This is a genomic window from Opitutia bacterium ISCC 52, from assembly GCA_014529675.2.
GTDB lineage: Bacteria > Verrucomicrobiota > Verrucomicrobiia > Opitutales > UBA2995 > UBA2995.
In genome coordinates, this window is record CP076040.1 from 2,499,337 (window position 1) to 2,524,450 (window position 25,114).

At 48.1% G+C, this 25,114-nt stretch carries 19 protein-coding genes; 13 read left to right on the forward strand and 6 right to left on the reverse strand.

Annotated features, from left to right (window positions below):
* Nucleotides 1-111: 111 nt before the first annotated feature.
* Nucleotides 112-603 (reverse strand): DUF4440 domain-containing protein, encoded by a 492-nt coding sequence (locus GA003_10610; GenBank protein ID QXD26502.1) that lies wholly within the window; start codon nucleotides 601-603, stop codon nucleotides 112-114.
* 224 nt (nucleotides 604-827) lie between these two features.
* On the opposite strand from GA003_10610, the gene GA003_10615 reads away from it, so the two are divergent.
* Complete coding sequence (locus GA003_10615) at nucleotides 828-1,376, forward strand: hypothetical protein (GenBank protein ID QXD26503.1); 549 nt, start codon at nucleotides 828-830, stop codon at nucleotides 1,374-1,376.
* Between the two features lie 21 nt (nucleotides 1,377-1,397).
* Here the strand turns inward: GA003_10615 and GA003_10620 are convergent, their stop codons facing one another.
* Nucleotides 1,398-1,955 (reverse strand): peroxidase-related enzyme, encoded by a 558-nt coding sequence (locus GA003_10620; GenBank protein ID QXD26504.1) that lies wholly within the window; start codon nucleotides 1,953-1,955, stop codon nucleotides 1,398-1,400.
* A gap of 92 nt (nucleotides 1,956-2,047) precedes the next feature.
* On the opposite strand from GA003_10620, the gene GA003_10625 reads away from it, so the two are divergent.
* From GA003_10625 to GA003_10660, 8 genes are all read left to right on the forward strand, one after another.
* Nucleotides 2,048-2,356 carry a metalloregulator ArsR/SmtB family transcription factor gene (locus GA003_10625; GenBank protein QXD26505.1) on the forward strand — a complete coding sequence of 103 codons (309 nt, stop codon included), beginning with the start codon at nucleotides 2,048-2,050 and terminating at the stop codon, nucleotides 2,354-2,356.
* 366 nt (nucleotides 2,357-2,722) lie between these two features.
* Nucleotides 2,723-4,132, forward strand: coding sequence for an efflux transporter outer membrane subunit (locus tag GA003_10630; GenBank protein ID QXD26506.1), 1,410 nt, complete (start codon nucleotides 2,723-2,725; stop codon nucleotides 4,130-4,132).
* A 21-nt stretch (nucleotides 4,133-4,153) separates the two neighbouring features.
* Nucleotides 4,154-5,251 (forward strand): efflux RND transporter periplasmic adaptor subunit, encoded by a 1,098-nt coding sequence (locus GA003_10635; GenBank protein QXD26507.1) that lies wholly within the window; start codon nucleotides 4,154-4,156, stop codon nucleotides 5,249-5,251.
* A gap of 1 nt (nucleotide 5,252) precedes the next feature.
* A complete protein-coding gene (locus tag GA003_10640) occupies nucleotides 5,253-8,441 on the forward strand; it encodes an efflux RND transporter permease subunit (protein QXD26508.1) in 3,189 nt (1,062 codons plus the stop codon).
* Between the two features lie 148 nt (nucleotides 8,442-8,589).
* On the forward strand, nucleotides 8,590-9,486 hold the full coding sequence (locus tag GA003_10645) for an NERD domain-containing protein (GenBank protein ID QXD26509.1): 897 nt from the start codon (nucleotides 8,590-8,592) through the stop codon (nucleotides 9,484-9,486).
* Between the two features lie 74 nt (nucleotides 9,487-9,560).
* On the forward strand, nucleotides 9,561-11,117 hold the full coding sequence (locus GA003_10650) for an arylsulfatase (protein QXD26510.1): 1,557 nt from the start codon (nucleotides 9,561-9,563) through the stop codon (nucleotides 11,115-11,117).
* A complete protein-coding gene (locus tag GA003_10655; GenBank protein QXD26511.1) occupies nucleotides 11,114-11,836 on the forward strand; it encodes a hypothetical protein in 723 nt (240 codons plus the stop codon). The genes GA003_10650 and GA003_10655 overlap by 4 nt, the downstream gene beginning before the upstream one ends.
* Nucleotides 11,837-11,969: 133 nt before the next feature.
* A complete protein-coding gene (locus tag GA003_10660; GenBank protein ID QXD26512.1) occupies nucleotides 11,970-13,514 on the forward strand; it encodes a DUF4173 domain-containing protein in 1,545 nt (514 codons plus the stop codon).
* A gap of 2 nt (nucleotides 13,515-13,516) precedes the next feature.
* Here GA003_10660 and GA003_10665 read toward each other — a convergent pair whose 3' ends face one another.
* Genes GA003_10665 through GA003_10675 form a run of 3 tightly spaced genes read right to left on the reverse strand, consistent with a single transcriptional unit; the run spans nucleotide 13,517 to nucleotide 19,089 of the window.
* Nucleotides 13,517-14,848 carry a TolC family protein gene (locus GA003_10665; GenBank protein QXD26513.1) on the reverse strand — a complete coding sequence of 444 codons (1,332 nt, stop codon included), beginning with the start codon at nucleotides 14,846-14,848 and terminating at the stop codon, nucleotides 13,517-13,519.
* The gene (locus GA003_10670) at nucleotides 14,845-17,949 is read right to left on the reverse strand and encodes an efflux RND transporter permease subunit (GenBank protein ID QXD26514.1); all 3,105 of its coding nucleotides are present in this window, start codon (nucleotides 17,947-17,949) and stop codon (nucleotides 14,845-14,847) included. Before GA003_10670 ends, GA003_10665 begins: the two co-directional genes overlap by 4 nt.
* Nucleotides 17,950-17,976: 27 nt before the next feature.
* Nucleotides 17,977-19,089 (reverse strand): efflux RND transporter periplasmic adaptor subunit, encoded by a 1,113-nt coding sequence (locus GA003_10675; protein ID QXD26515.1) that lies wholly within the window; start codon nucleotides 19,087-19,089, stop codon nucleotides 17,977-17,979.
* Nucleotides 19,090-19,371: 282 nt separating this feature from the next.
* Here GA003_10675 and GA003_10680 point away from each other — a divergent pair, with 282 nt between their 5' ends.
* The 3 genes from GA003_10680 to GA003_10690 all read left to right on the forward strand — a co-directional run bounded on the left by GA003_10680 (nucleotide 19,372) and on the right by GA003_10690 (nucleotide 23,625).
* Nucleotides 19,372-20,394: an energy transducer TonB gene (locus GA003_10680; GenBank protein QXD26516.1), complete on the forward strand. Its 1,023-nt coding sequence runs from the start codon at nucleotides 19,372-19,374 to the stop codon at nucleotides 20,392-20,394.
* A 137-nt stretch (nucleotides 20,395-20,531) separates the two neighbouring features.
* On the forward strand, nucleotides 20,532-22,355 hold the full coding sequence (typA, locus tag GA003_10685; GenBank protein QXD26517.1) for a translational GTPase TypA: 1,824 nt from the start codon (nucleotides 20,532-20,534) through the stop codon (nucleotides 22,353-22,355).
* An 85-nt stretch (nucleotides 22,356-22,440) separates the two neighbouring features.
* Nucleotides 22,441-23,625 (forward strand): trans-2-enoyl-CoA reductase family protein, encoded by a 1,185-nt coding sequence (locus GA003_10690; GenBank protein QXD26518.1) that lies wholly within the window; start codon nucleotides 22,441-22,443, stop codon nucleotides 23,623-23,625.
* Nucleotides 23,626-23,638: 13 nt separating this feature from the next.
* On the opposite strand, the gene erpA is transcribed toward GA003_10690, so the two are convergent.
* Entirely contained in the window at nucleotides 23,639-23,956 is a 318-nt protein-coding gene (erpA, locus tag GA003_10695; GenBank protein QXD26519.1) for an iron-sulfur cluster insertion protein ErpA, read from the reverse strand.
* Between the two features lie 136 nt (nucleotides 23,957-24,092).
* On the opposite strand from erpA, the gene GA003_10700 reads away from it, so the two are divergent.
* Nucleotides 24,093-25,103: a serine/threonine protein kinase gene (locus GA003_10700; protein QXD26520.1), complete on the forward strand. Its 1,011-nt coding sequence runs from the start codon at nucleotides 24,093-24,095 to the stop codon at nucleotides 25,101-25,103.
* Nucleotides 25,104-25,114: the final 11 nt, after the last annotated feature.

The window sequence follows — 25,114 nt, forward strand, 5'->3', positions numbered from 1 at the left end:
ACGGTAGTAATAGTTCAAGTGTATGGAAGCATCCTAGCAAATGCCTCTGCAGCTAACAATGCTGAGACTTTCAGCTATTGATGGAATATCCTGACTTAAGCGAAGCAAGGTTTATTCTCCGGCCGAAGTATGATCGTGCAGAATCTTCCAGCCATCCTCGCCGTGCTGCAGCAGAAGCGTAAAGAGCCCGGTCGCATTTCCATACTCCCCTTCTCGTTTAAGCCGGTAGCGACCATGGACCTGCGCCCATTGGTCCGTCAAAACCAACACTTCCAGGTCTTCGAAATCCAAGTGTCCCATAGCTTCCGGAGTAGGATAAGACGTTAAATAGCGATCCATCGTGGCCTGCCATCCACGTCGCACGTTCCCTCCTGCAGAAAATCGCAGCGCCTCGCCTTTGACGTAGGTTTCCATAAAAGCAGGGATATCAGCACGATTCCAGGCATCCACCTGAGCCGTAAGCACGGAAACGATGGCAGCTTCGGTGTCATCAGCAGACATTTTAGCTCCGCAGCCTTGAATAAATGAAAGAGCAGCCGTGCAACTGACAATCGAGCAAAATAGCAGAAACTTTCTCCAGTAGGTTCGTCGCGGTCGTTCCATACATTCATCGAAGCAGAATTCCTATCCCTCGCCCATATCAAAAATTGAAAATCGGCAGCAAGCTACCTTCCTACATTAGAGAGCCGGAACTATTATGTAGGAGAGGAGACTGCTCCCGAATCCATCGACCAACGTAAACGGTTTATCAAATCACCTCAAAAAATGATAAGGACGTGCTGACAGACCATGGATACACTATCCGTAGTCCTAATTCTTCAAGGATTATGCGCATTTTCACGGTCATACGCTTCGTTTTCTGGACTGCAGTTCTATCAGTCCAGTTTCCGCTCATGGGCGACATAAGCGGTAAAAGCAAAGATGAGATCCTGGCTTCCTTTGGAAAACCCATCAGTGCGCTCAATAGCTCGAAAAGGGAAATCCTGAACTACCCACAGGGACAAATCGTTCTCGTTGGAGGAATAGTCAGTTCCTATAAAGGAGCTTTCAATGCCGGTGATGCAGCGGCCCCATCCTCACAGCCCAGTGCATCGGTCTCTACGCCTGAACCTCAACGACCTGCTCCACAGACAGCCCCTCCTGCTTCAACACCTCAGCCAGAGGAGCGCAGGAGCATTCAACCAGCGGGAACGGCTACCCTCACCTGCTACTTAATTCCCTACATTGTTTATGCGGGAGTGATCGCTCTTTCAATTACCTTACCTGAAAGCCTGAGAACAGAGACCGTAGGTCTACTCAAATCCCTGTGCTTCGCCTTCGCGATTGTTTGGGTGACTGGCTTGATAAACCGCTTAGGAATCAAGCTAAAGATATAGAGTCGGAGCAAAGCCAAATCCTTAAATCCCCTCTCCCTTTGAAAGCACGGTCAACAGAGGATCGTAGCCGTTTTCCTGAAGGGCTTTTCCGCGTTCATCGTAGAGAGAAGAATGTCCCTTTACGCCATGCCCTTCGACCAGGCGATTCATAAAGTTGAAGAGACACACCACATTCACCGTATCGTGCAGGGTCTGTTCATTCCAGCCGGCTTTCAATATAGCTTGGGCTTGAGCCTCCGTTGTTTTTGCCGGTTCCAGAGTCAATTGTTTGCCGTAGTGAAGTATCGGTTTAAGACGCTCTTCAATGGGAGATGAATCCACATCCTCCAACAAGGCGTTCAGCAAATCCTCTTCCACGCCAAAAGATTGGGCAGTCACTGAATGAACACCGTGGCAATACTGACAGTTGTTCAGGCCTGACACGTAGGCTGCAATGAGTTCTCGATCTTTGACGGATAGTTCAGATGTTTGCCGCATAACGGCCGTATGGTATTCAACCAAGGCGATACCCGCAGTATTGTTTAGTAGTAAGATATCTCGGACTTCCTCGATCGGGCCTTCGTCTTTTAGGAAACTCATATTACACTTACATGACCTAGCTAACCCTTGATTTCTAGATTAAAATCATTTCACTCGTTTACATATAGATGTTTATCTATATGTAAACGAGCATGAATTCAAAACAAGCAGCTGCGTTTGGAAAAGCCGTGGGCGATGTGACTCGCTATGCGATCCTAAGGAATTGTTGCTCTGAGAAGCGCTCCGTAGGTGATATCGCGGAGCATGTGAAATTGCGTCAACCGACTGTCACTCATCACATGAGCATTCTTACCGAAGCCGGACTGGTCACCCGCGAACAGGAAGGAAAACAAGTTTACTATAGGGTGAATCAGGAAGCCGTAGTCAATTGCTGTGGGCAATTGCTCCTAGCATTAGCGCCTGACCAAAAAGCTACGCAGGCTGTGTGTGATTGCTGCTAAAAAAATTTGCCAATTCACATAGACAATCATCTATATAATGAAAGGAGGTGAAACCCATGAGCAAAGAAGACATCAAAAACTGTTGCTGTGATTGTGACTGCAATTGCGATTGTAACTGCAAGTAAATAGAACCACTGAACATTTAAACGAGCAGCGCCCGGATGCTCATTTGTTTCAATCGTTTTGTTAAGATGCACATTGCCGCGAATGTCGAAAATCTCTGAATACCTTCATAGGCCTCAATGCGATCGCGGCATAAAGCCGCTCCTACAGTTGTATTTAAGAAATGTGTTTTTTCTTTCTTTAAAGTTACAGATTAACCCCTAGAAACATAAGTCATTCCGCACGTTTCGGCGGAATTTATTTATGTCTATCCGTTCCCTGAGTCCACCCCCCTGCCTATTCGTTTTTGCATGCTTTGCTGGACTCTTCTCCTTATTGCTGCTGAACGGTTGCACGATGGGTCCCGATTACGAACGACCTGAAGTGGAAACACCGAGTGCATTTCTGAACAGCGATGCAACTGCACCCCCACTGATGGGTGGCTGGCGTGAGATCTTCCAAGCTCCCGAACTCGAGGCACTCCTGAGAAAGGCGGAGGCCAATAACCATAATCTTCAGGCAGCCTGGCAATCGGTCCTCGCGTCACGAGCGGTATTGCAACGCTTTCGAGCGGATGGGCGACCTCAAGTCGACGCCGGATTGACCGCGGATTATTTCAACAACTCCGATGCCCTTTCTACGACTGGTCGCGGCGCTAGCGGAGAACGTTACGATGCCGACATTCAAGTTGGCTGGGAACTAGACCTTTTTGGAAGAATACGAAGAACCGTCCAGGCGGCTTCTGCTTCCGCCGAAGCGCAGGAAGCTTTATACCAAGATCTGCTCTTCACCCTGCAGGCCGACATCGCCCAACACTATTTCCAAATCAATTCGCTTCAGTCTGAGATTGAACTACTCGAGCGCGGCAAACAGTCGCGCCAGGAATCACTCGAACTGATTCAACAGCGTTTTCGCGCCGGCACGGTAAGCGAACTGGATGTAGCACAAACAACCTCGCTTCTGGCCAATGCAGAGTCCCGTCTGTTTGCCACCGTTCGGATACAAAACAGCCTCATTTATTCATTGGCTGCCCTGCTGGGTGAAACACCCTCTAGCTTCAACTTTCAACCGCAAAGCCTGGATACTGCCCCACCCTCGGTCCCGAACGGATTGCCAGGACAATTGATTGAACGGAGACCTGACATTCGTCGGTCGGAGCGGCAACTGGCGGCGGATAGCGAATTGATCGGAGCGGTCAAAGCCTCTTACTTCCCCAGTATCACTTTGAGAGGCACAGCGGGATTCGCGTCCCCCAACTGGGACGACCTATTCAGCTCCGATGCTGCCTTGGATAGCATCCGGCCAGGCATATCGGTCCCTATTTTCGAAGGGGGACGGTTGAGAGCCAACGAAGCAGCGGCTCAAGCCAACTACAACGAAAGCCTGGAGCTCTACAGACAGCAAGTGATCAACGCGGTAACGGAGGTGGAAGATTTTCTTCAATCCGTTCGGCTTCTTGAGTCTCAGCGTGAAGCTCTTGAACGCTCGGTTGTCGCCTCCAATCAAGCCCGGGAGATTTCGATGCTTCAATACCGACGAGGCGTCTCTGATTTTATCACAGCCCTCGATGCGGAACGCACCGCCCTGAATGCCGAGCAACAATTGGAACAGATCCGACGCGCACAATTTACAAACACCATCCATCTTGTTCGTGCATTGGGAGGCTCCTGGTGATAAACTAAGTATGCTCTTATCATGTTTTTCCAAATTTTAGTTCGCCGAATATCCACCTTGGCTTTCATCAGCTTGTTGAGCTTTTCCTACTTACCCAGTTCAGGACAAACTCCCGTATCTGTGGCAAAACCAGTGATCGAGACCGGACAATCTCGCTTTCGGTTTACCGGAACAATCACCTCGGAACGGGAAGCCGAAATCTCTCCACGCGTGGCCGGGCTCGTAGCCAAGGCCGATAAGGAAATGGGACATTCCGCCAAGGAAGGCGATTTGCTCGTAAGCCTCGACGACACCTTGGCCACAATGGACCTTCGGGAAAGAGTGCTCAACTTGGACGCAGCCAAAATTGAATTGGCCAATGCCAAACGACGCTACGAAGAAGCGGTGGAACTCGGAGATGCCAATTTTCCACGCTCAGAAAGAGAAAACCGTGAAACGACCTACCGCACGGCTGAGATTGCGGTCAGTCGCTCGCAAACCATGATCGAAACCCAACGGGAAATCGTGGAACGACACCGTATCATTGCTCCCTTTGAGGGAGTGGTGGTGGAAAAAAATGCCGAAGTCGGAGAATGGGTCCAAACCGGCAACCCCGTTTTGAGTTTTGTCGACACCCGCAACCTGCGCCTGGATATTCAGGTTCCACAAGAGCAATTGAATCTCATCTTAACATCCCAAACCGTCATGGTAGATATTGCGGGAACGAATGGTCAGCCTTTCGAAGCTCAAATTGAAGCGCGGTCGCCCAAGGTGGACCCCCAGAACCGAACCTTTCAGGTCAGGATCCAAATTAACAATCCTCCATCTTACGTAAAACCCGGCATGTCAGCTGAGGCTCTCCTTAACCCCTCCTCTAAAGGTTCACATTTATTCATCTCCCGGGATGCGATTCTTCGAACCGCAGATGCGAAGGTTATGGTCTGGGTCGCAAAAAAAGACGGACCATCAACCGTAGCCTCGGGACGAACCGTTGAATTGGGAGGATCAAGCGGCCAATATATTGAGATTACGAAAGGACTGGAAGCTGCGGACGATGTCATTTACCAAGGTAATGAGTCTCTACAAGAGGGTCAGCAAATCCAGATCGTTGATTCCATAATCCCTTCCAGAGGTCGTTGATATGTTTGAATGGTGCCTGAAACATCCCACCCAAGTTGCGGTAATCGCGCTGCTCATTTGCGTGCTGGGTGTGGTCGCTGCGGTTCGTATACCCGTGCAAATGATTCCAGACCTGGATGTCCGGACTATATCAGTAGTAACCGGATGGCCAGGAGCCACGCCTCAGGATGTAGAAAAAGAGATTCTTATCGAACAGGAAGATTACCTGCAAAACGTGCCGGGACTTCAGCGTATGGTCTCATCCGCCAATATGGGATCCTCAGAAATCGAGTTGGAATTCCCCGCCACGATTGACGTCAACGATGCCCTCATCCGGGTCCTCAATGCGCTGAGCCAGGTTCCCAGCTACCCCGAAAACGTGGATGAACCCAGGGTCCTGGCTTCCTCCTTCTCCTCAAACAATTTCATGTTCTTTGCTATTCAGGACACCTCGGGTAAACGGACACCTGAGGATGTACTCAACATGTTCGACTTTATTGTCCAACGGGTAAAGCCACGCATGGAACGTGTCCAGGGAGTATCGAGTGTCCGGGTACAGGGTGCTCCTGAAAGACAGATACATATCAATGTCGACCTGGCCCGACTGGCTGCCGTAGGCATCACGATGTTCGATGTGCGCAATGCGATCCGGGATCGCAACCGCGACATTTCTGCAGGAGACATTAGCAGTGGCAAACGACGTTACCTCGTTCGCACCATTGGAAGAATCGAATCTCCCGAAGATCTATCGTCGATCATATTACGTCGCCAAGGAGATTCCGTTACCACTCTGGGTGATGTTGCGGAAATCGAACTCGGTTTATATGAAACCCGATCCGTTGCCTACCTGAACACTATGCCTAGTATCCTTGCAGGTGTATCTCGCGAGATAGGATCTAACGTAATCGATATTCGTGATGCCATGATGGAGGTGGTGGATGAAATCAATGAAGACGTCCTGGCTCCAGTGGACCTCGTTTTGTTTAAAACGAGTGATGATGTACGCTACGTGGAAGCCTCCATCAAAAACGTATGGAGAAACCTGATACTCGGTGCGATTGCCGCCACGATTGTGCTTTGGCTGTTTCTACGATCCAAGTCAGGTACGCTACTCTGTGTGGCTGGTATCCCCATTTGCACCATTGCTGCTTTTATCGGACTGCAAGCGGCCGGACGCACGATCAACGTCATTTCACTGGCAGGCGTGGCGTTCGCCATAGGCATGACGGTCGACAACGCCATTGTCGTTTTGGAGAGTATTGAAAAGAAACGTCGGGAAGGGCTCGGACGATCCGAGGCAGCTTTAAAAGGGGTTAAAGAAGTCTGGTCTTCTGTACTGGCGTCCACCATGACGACGGTCATCGTGTTTACTCCGATCTGGTTAATTAAAGAAGAAGCAGGCCAATTATTCTCCGACATCTCCATTGCCATCTCCGGAGCCATCCTTGCTTCGATGCTGGTTTCTATCGCCATTATCCCAACCGCCAGCGTGCATTTTAAACGCTTGGGAAAAACGGCTAAAGTGGGCATGAACCGACCTCGTTTGTTCCAGCTGTTTGATTGGATGGTAGACAAAATTGTCACTTCGACGACAGGAGCCCTTATCGGACTCGCCTCTACCGTCGGAATCAGTGCGCTTATCATTTTTCTTTTAACGCCCTCAGCTGAGTACTTACCTGAAGGCGAAGAGGCTAAGATTTTTTGCCGAATCCTGCCTCCACCGGGCTACAATATTGAAACAATGGAATCCATCGCTCAGGCGATAAATAACAAGTTTAGTCCCTACCTGACACAGAATGGATCTTTGGAAAACGTTTCCCTTGATAAGTCGATTCCTCCCATTATTCGCCTCAGAGTAACCATGAGTAGCTCCAGGAGCTTGGTGGTTGCCGAAACCTACGATCCGAAGCGAATCAATGAGTTAAGAGGCGCATTTTCGGAGTATTTTAAACAATTCCCGGGGATACGTACATTCATTAGCAAAGGATCCATTATCTCTAGTAACGATGGTGGTTCGCGCAGTGTGAATTTAAATGTCGGAGGCGACGACCTGAATGAAATTTACGGTGTTGCAGAAGCGGCTTACAGAAGAGCATTCGAAGTCTTTGACGGACCTTCGGTCAATTCTACTCCTTCGGCTCTCAGCCTACAGCAACCTATGGTCGAGATACAACCCAATTGGAATCGCGTCGCAGAATTGGGTTTTACGAATTCCTCTTTTGGATTTACCGTACGCGCCCTGACCGATGGAGCCTATGTAGATGAATTCCTCCTGGATGGTCGACGAGTCGACATGTTTCTCTACAACCAGTTAGGAGAAGTCGACAGCTTGGATACCTTGGCAAACCTGCCTCTTTATGCACCAACCGGAGGCGTTGTTTCAGTAGATTCCGTTGCGAGGCTTGTTGAAAAAGTGGATACTGATTCCCTTCGAAGATTGAATGGCGACCGAACGGTTACCTTAAACATTATACCACCCAAATCGGTGGCTCTTGAAGATGCGGTGGAGGTAGTTCGAAAAGACATCGTAAACTATTTGCGCGACCAAAATGCTATTCCTGGTGGAGTGGTTGTTGATGTAACGGGTGCCGGTGATCAATTACAAAAAACGAGAGAAGCGCTTATCGGTAACTTTGCCATCGCTGTCATTTTATCCTACTTACTGCTAAGTGCGGTATTTTCTCACTGGGGATTTTCCTGGGTCATTTTGGCGACCGTCCCGATCGGGATCGCCGGAGGAATCGGTGGTCTTTGGATTATAAATGCCAGCGGCGCGGTGCTTGGCTTGTTGGGCTTAGAGCCGATCAGTCAGCCATTCGATATGATTACGATGCTGGGATTCCTGATACTACTAGGAACGGTGGTCAATAACCCCATTCTCATTGTCAGTGGAACGATCGATCGTCTCAGAGCAGGTATGGAGGCTCCCGAATCTGTAAAAGAAGCAACTCTGGCGCGTATCCGCCCCATCCTCATGTCGACTACGACCACCGTGTTCGGAATTGCACCACTCGTTCTCTTTCCTGGAGCAGGTACCGAACTGTATCGGGGAGTCGGCGCCATTGTATTGTTTGGTCTACTCTTTTCGACCTTTGTAACATTGATTTTCTTACCCTCATTTCTAGTCCTCAGTTTAAAGCTCGTAGAGAAATTGCGGCCTCAAAGAAATCCCATAGCAGTCGATCTACCCGATCCAGGACTCGTAAACTAAGGCATAGTCCTTAGGAGACTTACGGATCTTAAAAATTAAAGTGTCGGATCTTGTAACAAGCTTGTTAAAAGCGGCAATTACCTAGCCTCTAGAGCCACATTTTATTCTTTTCCTTGAGCAGCCAAAGAAACCGCTCGCTGGAAAAATTATGACGATTCCCCCTCAGTTTGTACTCATGATCGTATTGTTCGGTCCTGGAATAATAGCCTGCTATATCTTCATCAAAAAGATACAGCAGAATCGAGCCCGACTCCGCGAGTCGATGGACGATGAGGAGCCAGTAAAATTACCGGGGCACAGTGTGCTGGAAAAGATCGAGCAGACACACGAAAAGGTAACCGAAAAAATCGTATTTCTTATATTCCCGACCATTCTCCACGCCTGCGTCTTCTACATGTTTTTCGAAAGTCGTACCGGTGACGAAATGACTTTTGTGTTTCTCTTTGGTGTAGAAACGGGAATCATTGCCCTGCTTGGGTTTAAATTATGGCGACTCCTGAAAGAGCTGGAAAAATATAAGATGGGTTACCGCGGAGAATTGTTTGTTTCTCAAATACTTCAGCCGCTGTCTCTCATGGGGTATCGGATTTTCCATGACCTGGATCTGGAGGGATTAAAAATCGACCATTTGCTAATAAATGACAGCGGCGTATTTTGCCTGGAAACAGAAACGCCCGAAACTCCAAAGACTTATAGACGAATGAAAGAGCGTGAGCTCAATTACAACGTTCGGGAGCTTCAATACCCATGGGGAAACGATGCTTCCTGTATTCGAACCGTACAAAAAAACGCCTCTACCCTGGCAAGGATTCTGCGTGAACACACGGGGGAGGCGATTCCTGTCTACCCGCTTATCATTTTACCGGGTTGGAAGATCAATCGGACAAGCAAAGGTCCCGTCAATGTGGTAAATCCAAGAGAATTACCCGCAGGATTATTTTACTTTCCAGATTTTCCTATGCCAGAACGTTTGATGGATGAAATCGAACAAGCATTGACCGGCAACCGAATTGAGGAATTAGCAACTGCTCAGAAGGCAAGTTAGAACTGCTACCTTTTTAATTATCGCCTCAGTTGAATTTTAGGCAAAAGCTAGGAAGAAATATATCCTTCTTCCTTATGTTTCGTCGTTTTTTTCACACCACCAGTTTCCTACTGCTCACGGGATTCTTGTCTGTAGTTGCGCAGGATAGACCCAACATCATATTCATCATGTCAGACGACATGGGTTGGGCTCAGCCCGGATTCAACGGAGGCAATTCGGAGCTTACCCCCCACATTGACAAGCTGGCTGGAGAAGGCATGCGGCTCACACAGTATTACACCCACTCCGTTTGTGCGCCTACCCGAGCCGCTTTCTTAACCGGCAAGTATTCATTCAGAACTTGGAGTGACTGGCGCACAGAAGACTTTGGGAAACCCAGTTACCTGGCCAAGCTAGGACTAACGCTGGCCCACAATGATCGCGGAGAAGCGACGCGACGCATTCATGGACTAGACACGAATGAACGAACGATTGCTGAAGCCTTAAAAGAGGCCGGTTACTTCACAGCCCTGATAGGAAAATGGCACGCAGGCGAGTGGCTCCCCGAACACCTGCCCATGGGACAAGGCTTTATGTATCAGTATGGTCATTACGCCTGGGGAATCGATTACTTCAATAAATCAATCGTTCACAATGCACCAGCCACCTTCGCAGTCTATGATTGGCATCGAAAGCAAAAACCCGTGCAAGAATTCGGCTACGCGACCGATCTTTTCACCCAGGAAACCGTCAAGCTGATCGCCAACCAGGCAGATCGTTCAAAGATGGGGCATCCCTTCTTTTTTTACGTCGCCTACAACGCGGTCCACGGACCACTCAATGTTCCTGATCGCTACAAACATCTCGATGCGCGAGACGCTATGCTCAAAGCACTTGATGATGGTGTCGGCGAAATCGTTCACGCACTCGACATCCACGGATTAAAAGAAAACACCTTACTTGTCTTCACCAACGACAATGGCCCGGTACTGGAGGAGATGAGTAAACCTTATCGGGGTACTAAAAACACAACCTTTGAAGGCGGAGTGAGATCACCGGCCATCGTTCGCTGGCCAGGCCATACCGAGGCAGGTACGAGTACGGATGGCATGATGTTCGTTGCCGACTGGTTCAGCACATTTATTTCAATCGGTGGAGCCTCACATGAACAGGTGAGCAAAGTAGATGCGCTCGATATGCGCGCGATGCTCTTCGAAGGTAAGGAAAGCCCACGGGACGAAGTGGTCTACGACGTGGTCGGCAGCGTCCGTCTACCAACGATACGCAAAGGTGACCACAAGCTGATGGGTGATATGCTCTTCAACATTAAAGAAGATCCCTACGAAACAAAAGACATCGCAGCCGAAAATCCAGAACTGGTTGAGAAGCTCAAGGCCAGAGTAGCAGCCGTGGGTGCTGAGCGTCCTCCCATGGGTAATAAGCCACTTCTCATGGATCCTCCCCTGCCCTATGTTTATGGAATGGAGGAAAACAAGAATCCTCCTCAGTGGTTAAAAGATCACGTAGATGCAATAAGAGCCAAGCAGCCACAAAGCTGGGCACCTGGGGAAACTCCCTGGCCCAAAGCTCCTCAAGGAGCTGTTGCCAGCAAAATGACAGGCGGCATCGACGAAGTGCCCGTAGCGAAATGAATACGGAATGGGATAAGCTTCATTTTGGCCACACTGGTGACAGCGTGGGTTCAGTGATAAGGTTAAAAGACGTACTTTCCACGCTCTTACGAACGTGGCTACTTCTTATGTGCGTGGCCTTGGGGGGGCATTTCGTCAACGCCCAAGAATCCGAATTCTCCTCGGGCGAATATCAGCAACAAGGCGTCGAACATTTCGTTGCTGGGCATTTCGCCGAATCGGTCGAGGCCTTTGACAAAGTGATCGAGCTGAACCCACGTATGGCTCCTCGCCATTGGCAGCGAGGAATATCTCTTTACTATGCGGGCGAGTATCAAAAAGGCGTCGAACAATTTGAGCTGCACCAAACCTACAACACGCAAGATGTTGAAAATGCCGTGTGGCACTTCATCTGTAAGACCAGAGCGGATGGACTAAAAGCTGCACGCGAATCACTCATTCCCATTCATCATGATTCCAGGATTCCGATGAAGCAAGTCTGGCAACTATTTGCTGGAGAAATTGAGCCGGAAGGAGTTCTTAAAGCCGCGAAACAAAACTCCCCCTACTCCCGACAGCAACTCAACTACGCACACTTATACTTGGGCCTCTACTATGAAGCCTTAGGTCAGGATGAACTTGCCAAGAAGCATATAGACCTCGCGGCCACCGAGTATTCGGCGAATAACTACATGGGAATGGTTGCCAAGGTTCACGCAAGGGTTCTGGCTGAAAAGTAAGATTTCCTTATCAAGGAAGCCCTTTTTCTAAACTTTATGAGTCAGTTGCTTTAAGCCGGATTCAATATCCGAGCTGGGAGCGACTAAACCGTCTCCGTTATTGAGCTATTTATTAATCAAATAACTCAATAACATGAACACCCCTCCACCACTACCACAAAAGCGGCCCATTCCGCTGCCCGCTCCCACTGTCGACATTCCCAAGGGAATCATTCGACCCATTGCCTCGGTCATAAGCACTGTCTTTTTGGCGGACTTTCTGTTCCTGGACTACATGCCTGGATTGTCCGTTGGAGTATTCGGTGCTTTTCTAGGCCTTCTAGTTCTCACAAACAGGACTGAGCAACCTAAGAAAGCCTGGCATTGGGCCACCTTCCTGCTTCTGGGGCTCAGCTGCGCCCAAAGCGCCCGATTCCTGAGTCTATCTAATATCTTGGCCATAACCATTCTACTGTTCTGTTTAAGCGGATTCAGTGCCCATAGTAAGCTACCCAAAGCGTGGTTACGTTGGTGCGAAGGCCTACTATCTATTGTCCGACCATTTGGAGCCATGTTCACCTTCCAAACGCTCATCCAGCAAAAGCAATCGGCAAAAAGTATGAATCCCGAACGAATCAAATACGCCTTCGCAATCCTCTTACCCGCTCTCTGCCTTCTATTTATATTTGGTTGGCTACTCGGTTCAGGGAATGCCGTGCTGGGAAAATGGACGGGCGACTTTTTTAGCGCTTTCTTCGACTACCTTGCTGGCATTCAATTTCCAACATTCAGGCGTTTCGTTTGGTGGTCACTATTTGCAACCCTAACTCTGATTCTGGTGTGTCCGCCTAAAGCCAGCTCACTCTCTGCAAAACTGGACTTATCCTGGAGGCAATTCGGAGTCGCTGAAGGTTCTTTAAGACTGCATCAATGGTTAGCCTGCCTGGGAGCGCTTAATTTACTATTCCTACTTTCTAACGTCACTGATGTGATCTTTCTTTGGTTTTCCAGAGAACTGCCACCGGGCATCTATCACAGCGACTACGTTCACCAAGGCGTTTATGCTCTCATCGCAACGACGATTCTTTCGGCCATGATCATGGCCTTGCTAACTCAGCACCATGCAGTCGTTTCGCAAAACCACGGGATCCGAATACTCGCTCTGGTTTGGATGGTCCAAAACCTGATCCTTATCAGTGGAGTATTTTTCCGACTCTGGATCTATGTAGATGCCTATGGTTATACACCCAAGCGAGTTTACGTAGCGCTGTTTCTGGCCTTAGTCATCCTTGGCTATGGGCTACTGGGTTGGGCCATTTTGCGGAACCAAAACATCAAATGGTTAACCGTGACTAACCTGATTCTCGTATTCTCATATTTCAGTGGTCTCCAATTCGTGGATACTCCGAAATGGGTAACCCATCAGAATATTGCTCTGTATCAGGCAGATGAAATTCAATACCCGGAGGAGCTATTCTTTAAACAAGTGAGCTCTCACAGCATTCCTTATTTGCTTGGAATTATTGATCACCCTCAAAACGCAAAGGATCAACAGCAGGCACTGATAGAATTAAAAAAACAGCCTCATAACCGTGACGCCTACAAGCTATCAGGCTGGCGTGGATTCCAAAAGAGACACCATAAGAACTATCAGTTACTTTCAGAGTTCAATCAGTCGAAAGCAACCTATTATCCCTAAGCCTACTGTTCCGGCTCTTCGTATGGGATCGCATTTCCAAACGATCGCGACAGAGCTGCCTGTGCAATCTTGTAACTGTGGAAGGCTTCCAGCTGATTTAAGCGCGACTCGGTTAATGCTACTTGAGATTGAAGCACATCAAGTTGGGTTCCTTGCCCTGCTGAATAAAGTTCATTAGCGAGCCGAAGTGATTCTTCGGCTTGCTCTATGACTTTCTCGGCCGCATTCGAAAGCTCAGCCGCCTGACGAAGGTCGTGCATGGAACGGCGGACATCGACTTCGATGGCCAAAGAAGCTTCCCCCAGATCCAGACGGGCTTGCTCTAGCTGTGCTTGCGCTTGTTGAACCCGTCCATCTGTGGCCTTACCATCCCAGATATCCCAACTGGATTGAACTCCAATGGTCCATCCATCGCGGGAATCGTTGAAACTACTGGAAGTTACAGATTTATTAAACTGATAAGAACCGACCAAATCTAGGGAGGGTCGCTTTCCAGCTCTTTCAATTATGACCCCTTCTTCCCGCGCGCTGGATATCAGCTCTAATTGCTGCAATTCTGGACGGCTGGCTTTTGCCGTTTCGATAGCCGTCATTAAATTAACTGAATTTGGTTCGAAGTCTAAAGTCCCAACAAAAGTCGGCACCTTGTCCAAGTCATCAAGGTGGACTCCAGTGAAACCGAGTAGTTGACGTAGTTCTTCAATGGCAATTTTGAATCCATTGCGGGCCCGAATCAGTTCGGGTTGCGCATTGGCCAATTCTACTTCGGACCGCAGTACTTCAAACTGAGACACCGCTCCTGCTTCATACCGATTGTTGGAGTCCTGAAGTTGATCTTCGAGCAACTGGATATTCTGCTCCTGCACTGAAATTTTCTCACGAGCTAGCAAGACATCGTAGAATCCAGCCGAAACGAGGAACACCGCTTGATTAATCGTAGCCTTGAGATCAGAGATCACTGCCTGTTCTAAATAGTCTTGGGCGCGCAACGCAGCTCTCACTCCCCCACCCGTATAAAGCGCTTGCTTAACATCGAGCGAAACTCGCCAGTCATTATTAGTAGGAGAAAAAAACTGACTGGACTCAGAGAGACCTGAGTCCAACTCCGTATAGCTGGCATTCACACTTACGTTTGGTAGAGCGCGTGACCGTACTTCCACGATCAGGCCATCCTGTTCCTTGATACGCTGCTGTGCCTGCCGAATAGCAAAGTTATTCTCCAAGGCATAAGACAATGCTGTTGGCAGATCCAAGGTATCCGGAATGGCAACAGGCGTTTGAGCCGGCAGTGAGCCAACAAAGAGAATGGCTGTTACTCTTATAATCCACTTCATGATACAGGCGCTCCTTCCTCATGGATGCTAAAGCGAGCCTTACCGTGATGGTCTTTTGCAAGAAGCATATAAACACTAGGAATGACGAGCAGGGTAAAGAAGGTACCAATTGCCATTCCACCAACCAAAACAAGGCCAATACTATTTCGTGCTTCTGCACCTGGCCCAGTTACAAGAACTAATGGAAAGTGACCAAAGATGGTTGCGGTGCTCGTCATGAGCACGGGCCTGAGTCTAGTAAGCGCTCCTTCTTTGATTGCTGACAACTTATCTAGCCCTTCTCGCTGAAGCTCATTGGCAAATTCCACAATAAGAATTCCGTTCTTAGCGACGATTCCAATTAGCGTTACCAAACCAACTTGAGAATAAATATTAAAGGTCGTGGTAAATGGATCCGTCCAATGCGCCAAGCCCGGATTGAGCATTTTAAGAAACATAAAAATAACAGCACCAAACATAGCCAATGGAACCGAGCCGAGCAGAATGATGAACGGATCCCTAAAACTATTAAACTGAGCAGCCAGTAACAGGAATATCAATACAATCGCTAGACCAAAACTAGAGAAAAACTTGCTTCCTTCGACCCTCAGCTGCCTTGATTCACCGGTGTAGTCGATATTGTAGCCTTGAGGTAGTATTTTGGCAGCTTCGGTTTCAAGAAATGTGAGCGCATCATCCACAGTAGTAATAGCCACACCGCTAATCTTAACGGCATTGAATTGCTGAAAACGGTTTAAAGTTCGGGGAATCGTATTGTGCTCGATAGTTGCGATTGAACTTAGCGGAATTGTAGTTCCATTCGGACCCGTAACATAGATAGAAAGCAACTGTTCTGATGTGAGTCTTTCGGATCGTTTGATTTGAGGAATCACCTTATAACTTCTTCCATCGATATTGAACCGGTTCACGTAGTTTCCACCAAACATCGCTGAGAGATCATTGCCGACGTCAGCCAAATTCAAGCCGAGCGCTGCAACCTTATCACGATCTATAATGAGCTCTGCCTCAGGTTTATCTATCTTAAGGTCAATGAGAGGAGGAAATGCGAACTTTCCACTCTGAGCCGCCTTCTGTGCAATTTCCTGAGCAAATCCCAAGATAACCTCTGTGTCCGCAGTAGATGTGATAACGAATTCGACAGGAAATTGGCTCCCCCCTGGTAACGCACCTGGAGTTATACTCAGGACCCTTACTCCGGGAATGCTCGACATTTTCTGCTGAACTTCAGGAAGGATTTCAAAGACAGATCGAGCTCTCTCATCCCAAGGCTTCAAAATCATGCCTCCAAACCCAGCATTGGGTTGAGTTTGCTGAAAGGTAAAATCCGTTTCGGGGAAAGTTAGCCAGATGCGGTTCACTTCATCAGCGGAAATATTTGTTTGCTCGATAGTCGAATTGGAAGGCGTATCCAAGATGCCAAAAATGACACCAATATCTTCAGATGGCGCTAACTCCTTGGCCAAAACTAGAAACATAGGAATCGTAAATAGAGACAAAGAGATCCAAACAACGTAGACGAACGGCCGTGAAGCCAAGGTGCTATTAAGAACGCCAGAGTAGAATCGAGTAACCTTTTCAAACCCATAGTTAATCTTACGCTTTAGCCATCTATCCTCTGAACTTGGCTTAAGTAATCCTGAAGCCATCACCGGAGAGAGAGTTAATGCCACAAAGCCAGAAATCAGAATTGCCCCGGTAAGTGTAAACGCAAATTCCTTAAAGAGGGATCCGGTCAGACCACCCTGGAAACCGATGGGCGCATAGACAGCCCCCAATGTGAGTGTCATCGCTATGATGGGACCAACCAGTTCTCGCACGCCATCAATGGCAGCATCCAATGGAGATTTTCCACGCCGCAAGTTTCGGTCGACATTCTCAACGACAACAATGGCATCATCAACCACAAGTCCCACAGAAAGCACGATAGCCAGTAATGTGAGCAGGTTAATAGAGAATCCAAAAACCTGCATCAGAAATACGGAGCCGATTAATGAAACCGGAATCGCAACCACCGGGACTAGAACAGAGCGCAGAGAACCGAGAAACAGAAATATAACGAGGACAACAATCACCAATGTCTCAACCAGGGTTGTCACCACTTCGGAGATCGCATTGCGAATGTATTTCGTCGAATCGTAATTCACCAACGCTTCCATCCCCACCGGCAAATCGTTCTGCAGCGCTTCCATCTCATCAATGACATCAGCGATCACATCAAGCGAATTAGCATCCGGTAAAACATAGATCCCCATAGAGGTTGCTCGGTTTCCAGAAAAGCGCGCGTCCGAATCATAATTTTCGGAACCAAGCACCACGTCTGCGATATCCTCTAACCTTACGATTGTGTTCCCCTCTTGTTTAACCACTAGCTTTTGAAATTCCTCAATCGTTTGCAGATCGGTATTGGTGGTCAGATCGATGGAGATCAATGCACCTTTGGTCGAACCGGGAGCTGCCAAGATATTGTTGACAGCAACTGCTTGCCTAACTTGTGCAGGACTAAGATCAAATGCAGCCAGCCGGTCAGGCTTGAGCCAGATACGAGCGGCAAAGGTTCTGGCTCCAAGGATTTGTGCGCGTTGAACACCGACGATCGCTGACAAACGAGGTTGAACCACACGGATAAGATAATCCGTGATCTCGTTTTGAGCCATGTACTCTGAAGTGAACGAAAGATAACAGGAAGCAAACTGACTATCAGCGGTAGTCATGTTGATAATCGGAACTTCAGCAGACGGAGGCAGATCATTCCTGACGCGGTCTATCTTCGAGCTAATTTCTGCCAAAGCGTCATTGCCATCGTAATTTAACTCCAAGCGAATCGTTATCGTTGAAATTCCTTGAGCACTAATCGACTCGATGTAGTCAATACCGCCAGCCTCGGCGATGGCCTGTTCGAGTGGAGTCGTTATAAAACCTCTGACCAACTCCGCACTAGCCCCTAGATATACCGTATTAACAGTAACAACCGCATTTTCGTTCTTGGGATACTCCCGCAAATTCAGGGAGCTCACAGCCTGTATACCGGCAATGATAATCACCAGGTTTACGACTATGGCCAATACTGGGCGCCTAATAAATATCTCTGTAAAGGACTTCATCAAATGATCATTGATGCCAGACAGGCTTTATGCGTCTTCCGGATCAGGCTTGAGTTGAGGATCGGTATTGAGCTCGTTATTCAACGCCACTTTCGCTCCTTGCCTCAGTTTAAATGCACCCGTTGAAACCACAATGCTTCCAGGCTCGATGTCAGAAACGATGGAAACAAAATCCCCTCTCGCTTCACCCACCTGAACAAAGGTCTGGTCTACGATCATTGCTCCATCTTTTTCGTTTATCACAAAGACCGAATTACCATAGGACGCGTAAAGAATACTGGTAGCGGGCACGATCTTCTTAAGTTGGGTATCAGGTAATATGACCGACACCGTGGCAAACATCCCAGGTAATAACTTTTCGTCCGTATTATCCAAGGTAGCTTGCAGACTAATCGTCCTCGTCTCGGCACTCACACTCGGATCAACGGCGGTTAGCTTTCCAGTAAATACCTCTTCTGGATAAGCATCCACTCGGAGCTCAACCGTCAGCCCCTCCTTCACTTTTGAAATCGATTGTTGAGGAAGCGAAAAATTAACAAAAATAGGATCAAGCGATTGCAGAGATACAATGGGGTTTCCATTGTTTAGGAATTGCCCAAGATCAACTTGCCGAATTCCAAGCCGACCGTCAAAAGGAGCCAGTATTTTCTTTTTCTCTATGATAGCTTGGAGATTTTCAACTTGGGCAGCTGCAGCCAGTTGTGCGGCATCCGCGGCATCAAACTCTGCCTCAGGCACCGTTCTGCTTTTAAATAACTTCCGCGCCCGCACAAGGTTTGTTTCTGCGAGCTTTGCTTCGGCTTTAGCAGCTGCCAACTGAGCTTCTTCTGTCGATGTATCCAGTTCGACAAGCAATTGGCCCTGGGTAACCACCTCGCCTGATTCAAAATGTAGTGTCGAAATCTTTCCCGCAGCCTCAGTCGTAACAGTCACACCTTGAACGGCGGCAAGCGATCCAACTGCATCCAATGTTTGCACCCAACGACTCTCCGTTACAGGTGCACTCGTCACAAACTCTGGGGGGAGCTGAAAATCAGCACCCGCTTCGCCCATAGCTTTGAACTGAGAAGACTTAATGGCTACGAGACTGCCAATGATCACAATCAGGACAATGAGGGTAACGAGGATCTTCTTAAACATTTCCAGTATAAAACGGTTCTAAACGTATCCGATGCCCCAAGTGATTACAGAGTAACAACTGGGTTTATGGTACAATGAGCAGGGATGATGGACCTTTTCACTACTCTGGCAATCCTCAGTAACATAAAATTACAGCAGCTGCACAAGCTATGGATCAATGGGGCATTACCCTCACTGATCAGGTGTATCATCAGACAAAATACCTGATGGGCAGCTTTGGAAAGTACCTGAAATTGAGCTACCTTTTAAGAGGAGCATTGTAACCACCTAACCCCGGCAAATATGAGATATCGAAACCTCTTTACTCTCCTTTCAACAATAGCAATCAGTCTAGTTATTGACTTTCAAGTGAAAGTGTTCTCCGCCGAAGAACAACCCAGCCTGTATTACGGTGCGAATGTGCTTGTTGCTTATGAAGGCGACTCATTTCCCTTAGCTGATCTTCAAAACAAAAGATACCTCATTTTTGTTAACGGCAAAAAGAAGACCTTGCCCCAAACATCCATCATTCAGGTTCAAGGAAGCCTGAAGTTTAGCACCCAGTTCATAACCATCGAAAACTCGGCTTACACGACCGAGAACCGATACTACCAAAGGCTTTCTGATGAATATAACGAACTGCAAAGCCTGCAGATGTCTTCTTCGAATCTAAGCATAGACAACACCGAAACTCTATTTGACTACGAGGATCGACTGATGGAGCTCGATATGGAAATGGCAGATGCATTGGCATTTCCCGACACGGTTCGAGTAAACCTGACCTTCACACCGAACTGGATTCACGAAAATGCATATCTCTTCGGGTTAGTTCATTTCTCAAACCAAGAAAATAATGAAGTCAAAAAAGGGATCAAAGGCCGAATGGTTGAATTAAATGATCTGATTCCCGATGACACTCAAACCGTAAACTTTGATATCCGAGGAATGCCTGAGGGGTTTGAACTGAGTAAAGTCTCCTATCATTTCTATTCCAAAGGCGAAGAAATCCCCAATAATCTGTCCGAAAAACGCCGATTGTTGAATGAAGAAGAGACCTACCAGTTTTTCATGCTTCAATACATGGCTGCTAATGAGGGCAGAACACGGGGCCCAAGCCTCTACGAACCCTTGGACAAAGCATCTATTTCAAAGTACCTGAAAGAAGAGCAAATTAACCAGGTCATTTTGACCGTCCTCATTGATGAGGTGGGTAATGCAAAGGATGTCATTATAAAATCAGGATTGACTGAAGTTCAAAAGGAAATCTGTGAACTCGCTCGGCAAGTCCAGTTTTTCCCCACGCTAAAGAATGGCGAACCGATTTAGCAGAAAATCAATATCCGCTTGTCACAGATCATTTTATGATCGCTCTTCAGGGGCTTAGGGAGGCCCATTCGGCCTATGTTTTTTAGCTGGCCATCCGGTGCGGCGGTGTCAACTTGTGCGGCTTCACAATTTTCATCATGGAATCCAGCACCATCAGAAACATCGCAATCATTGCGCACGTTGATCACGGTAAGACCACCCTAGTGGACAAGCTCTTACAGCAAAGCGGCACCTTTCGCGAAAACCAGGCCGTTGAAGAACGGGTCATGGATTCCATGGATCTGGAGCGCGAAAAAGGTATCACCATCAAGGCCAAGAACACGGCCGTTATCTGGAATGGTACTACCATCAACATCGTTGATACACCGGGTCACGCCGATTTCGGCGCTGAAGTGGAACGAGTCATGAAAATGGTCGATGGTGTGCTCTTATTAGTGGATGCGGCTGAAGGTCCACAGGCTCAGACCCGCTGGGTACTCAAGAAAGCACTCGGACATGGTCTAAAACCAATCGTAGTCGTAAACAAAGTCGACCGCGACACTGCCCAACCTGAGGTCATTCACGACAAGGTGTTGGAGCTGTTCCTGGATCTGGAAGCCAACGAAGAACAATTTAACGCCCCTTTCCTTTACGGAAGTGCCAAGGACGGTTGGGCGGACAAGGACCTTGATGGTCCCAGAGCCAACATGGACGCCCTCTTTGAAACGGTGGTTGAAAACATTCCAGCTCCTGTAGTCGAAGATGCCCCTTTCCGCATGCTCGTCAGTAACATCGATTGGAATGATTTTGTTGGACGTGTTGCAGTGGGTAGAATCCTAAGCGGATCCATCAAACAAGGCGAAACCGTGCATGCTCTTAGAAAAGACGGCTCCAAGCAGCGCGTAAAAATCACCAAGCTTTTTACTTATAGTGGAGTGAAGACCTCGGATTCGGCTGAAGGAATTGCTGGCGACATCATTGGATTGGCAGGTTTTGAGGACATCGATATCGGAGACACTTTAGCAGCGACTCCTGATGCGGAAACCCTTCCATTCGTTGAGATTGATCCCGCAACCATTCAGATGGAGTTTGCTGTGAACGACGGACCGTTGGCTGGCCGCGATGGGAAAAAAGTAACTTCCCGACAAATCCGCGAACGCCTCATCCGCGAAACCCAATCAAACATATCAATAAGCCTGGAAGACACGGACAAATCCACAACTTTCAAGGTGAACGCACGTGGTGCCATGCAGATTGCGGTCTTGGTAGAAACGATGCGCCGTGAAGGATTTGAGCTTCTTGTTTCCCGCCCGAACGTACTCTATAAAGAGATCGATGGCCAAAACTGTGAACCTTTCGAACGCGTTTGGGTGGAAGCACCGTCCGATATGCTCGGAGGCGTTATGGAAGCGTTGAGCAACCGGAAAGCAACCATCACCAACCTGGAACACCATCACACGGGTGTAACCGTGGAAGCAGAAATTTCCACGCGCGGCCTGATCGGCTTTGAAAGTGAGTTGGTAAACCTGACTAGCGGGCACGGGGTGATGAGTCACCTGTTCCACGAGTATCGTCCATTTGCCGGTGAAATCACTACACGTCTCACGGGCACTCTTGTCTCCATGGACCAAGGGAAAGCAGCTACCTATGCGTTGGAAGCCTTACAAACTCGAGGTAAACTTTTTGTAGGACCTGGAGATGAAGTATATGGAGGCCAAGTCGTGGGGGAGAATCCACGAAATCATAGCTTGCCAGTCAACCCTACCAAGGAAAAGCAATTGGATAACATGCGTTCGAGCGGCAAGGACAACACCGTAGCTCTCACACCTCCCATCCAATTCAGCCTAGAAAGAGCCATCGAATACATCGAACAGGATGAGCTAGTAGAAGCGACCCCGAAGCACCTAAGGCTCAGGAAACGGATTCTCGATGCAGGTCAACGTCGCAAAGAAGAAAAGAAGCGTGCGGTGGCAACTACCTAGACAAAGCTAGGCCTATTCAAATTATCGCCTTGAAAGAGGCAGAGTGAGATTTCAGCCTTGGCGCCTTTAACCCGACTCCCAGCCCATGATCATTAAACCCAAAGTTCGCGGATTTATTTGTATTACAGCTCATCCTGAAGGATGTGCAGCCAACGTTCAGGAACAAATCGATTACGTTCAGTCACAAGGCACTTTTGAAGGTGGCCCAAAGAAAGTCTTAGTCATCGGCTCGTCGACAGGTTATGGCCTCTCTGCACGGATCGCAGCAGCTTTTGGGAGTAATGCATCGACCGTCGGAGTATTCTTCGAGCGTCCCTCCACTAATGGCCGAACGGCATCAGCTGGTTGGTACAACTCTGTTTCTTTCGAAGAAAAAGCCAAAGCAGCTGGCCTCTATGCGAAGAGCGTGAACGGCGATGCATTTTCAGACTCAATAAAAGACGAAGTCATTGAAATTTTGAAAAATGATGTGGGTCCGGTCGACCTAGTCGTCTATAGCTTGGCAGCCCCAAGACGCGAACACCCCAAAACGGGAGCGATTCATAAGAGCACTTTGAAGCCTCTAGGTGAGGCATTCGTTGGCCCCACCCTGGATACAGACAAAGACATTATCAAAGAAGTGACTCTCGATCCCGCAACCGATCAGGATATTGCAGACACCGTAGCAGTCATGGGTGGCGAAGACTGGGAAATGTGGATGAATGCCCTGGAAGAAAACAACCTTTTGGCAGATGGCTGCCGGAGTGTCGCATTCTCTTACATTGGACCCAAAGTAACCTGGCCCATTTATTGGAACGGAACCATTGGTCAGGCAAAAACTGACCTTGATGCCACCGCCAAACGCATCGACGCCATGCTTAAAGTCAAAAGAGGCTCAGCATTCGTAAGCGTGAATAAGGCGGTCGTTACTCAAGCCAGTTCCGCCATTCCAGTAGTTCCACTTTATATCTCGATTCTTTTCAAGGTGATGAAAGAAAAGGGACTCCACGAAGGCTGCATCGAGCAGCTTTATCGTTTGTATGCTTCTCAAATGTATAATGACAACGCCATTGATTTCGATGAAGAGGGTCGCGCCAGGATCGACGATTGGGAAATGAAGCCCGAGATCCAGGAAGCCGTTGCCGAATTATGGGACCAAGCAACCAACGAGAACTTCCAAGAAATTTCTGACTACGCTGGTTACAAATCCGAGTTTTTGAAGCTCTTTGGCTTTGGATACGACTCCGTTGATTACGAAGCGGAAACCGAGCCAGAAAGAGACTTCAGCTAATTTGCTGGCTGACTTAGTTAAAGGAGCGACCGCAACCGCAGGTCGTCTTGGCATTGGGATTTTTTATTTCGAATCCCTTGCCGTTTAAGCCATCATCAAAGTCGACGATAGATCCATCCAAATAGGCAAGACTGGTCGCGTCCATCAGGAAAGAGACACCATAACTCTCCAAGACATTGTCCCCGTCTTTCTCCATATCGAAGCTCATTCCATATTCTAATCCAGAGCATCCACCGGCTTCGACAAATATGCGCAAGCGCTTGGACTCATCAGCCTTTTCTTTCTGGAGTGATTCAATTTTTCGAGCAGCAGATTCAGTCAGTGAAATCATGGCGAATACAGATGTTGAGGAGGCCACTATTGTCAACCCCATCTGCCCTTTCTGGTTAACACAGCATATTTCATGCTAGTTTTACAATTGATCGCTTGAAAGTTGCGAATAAATAGCCTCTAGTTGTTTCATCGTAATGCAGCTAAACGAAATTTCAGACCAGCTTAAGATCGACCTTGTGCGTAAAATCGCAGAAGGCGGCATGGGAATTGTTCATGAAGCAGTGCAAAATGGCGCAGGAGGTTTTGAAAAATCCATCGCGGTGAAACTCATTCGTGAAGAATACTCCCAGGTTAGGGATTTTCGGAGCAATTTTTTTGGAGAAGCTCAACTCGTAGCCGATTTAATCCACACCAATATTGTGCAGACTTATCATCTCGGTGAGGTCAATGGACAGTACTTTATCACCATGGAGCTGGTGCGTGGCATCAATCTCAGCGAGTTCATTAACATACACCGCGGCCTCCGAAAGAAAATCCCGGTTGATTTAGCCGTTTTTATCGCCAGTCGTCTTGCCAGAGGCGCTTCCTACGCTCATCGCAAGCGGGATCGCCGAGGTCGAGAACTCGGCATCGTACACAGAGATATCAATCCAAGAAATGTCATGCTCGCCTGCGAAGGTGACGTGAAGCTCACCGACTTCGGCATAGCGAAAGCACGCAACCTGATGTATAATCAAGAAGGCAGAATCATCGCAGGTCGTTATGAGTATATTTCCCCTGAGCAGGCGCGCAAAGAAGTGACCGATGCGCGGGCCGACCTGTTCTCAATCGGAGTCGTCCTGGCAGAAATGCTGGAAGGTTATAATCGATTTCTTGGAATCGATGATGACGCATCGATAGAAAACATTCTGGAAATGGAGATTCCCAACTACGAAGAACAACGAGAGGGGATCGACTCACACCTGAATAACATTTTGCAAAAGCTTCTCACAAGAGATCGTGACCAACGATACCAGGAAGCAGTAGAAGTGCTAACCGACCTCGAATTCTACATGTACGGTGAGGGATACGGTCCTACGAATGAGAAACTATCCCTTTACCTGGGACACATCTTTAATGAAGCGGGATTCTTCGAAAAGGATCCTACCCTGGAATATTTCTTTTCGCCCTTAGACCAAGAACCCACCCAACCTACAAAATTCTAGAACAAACTAAG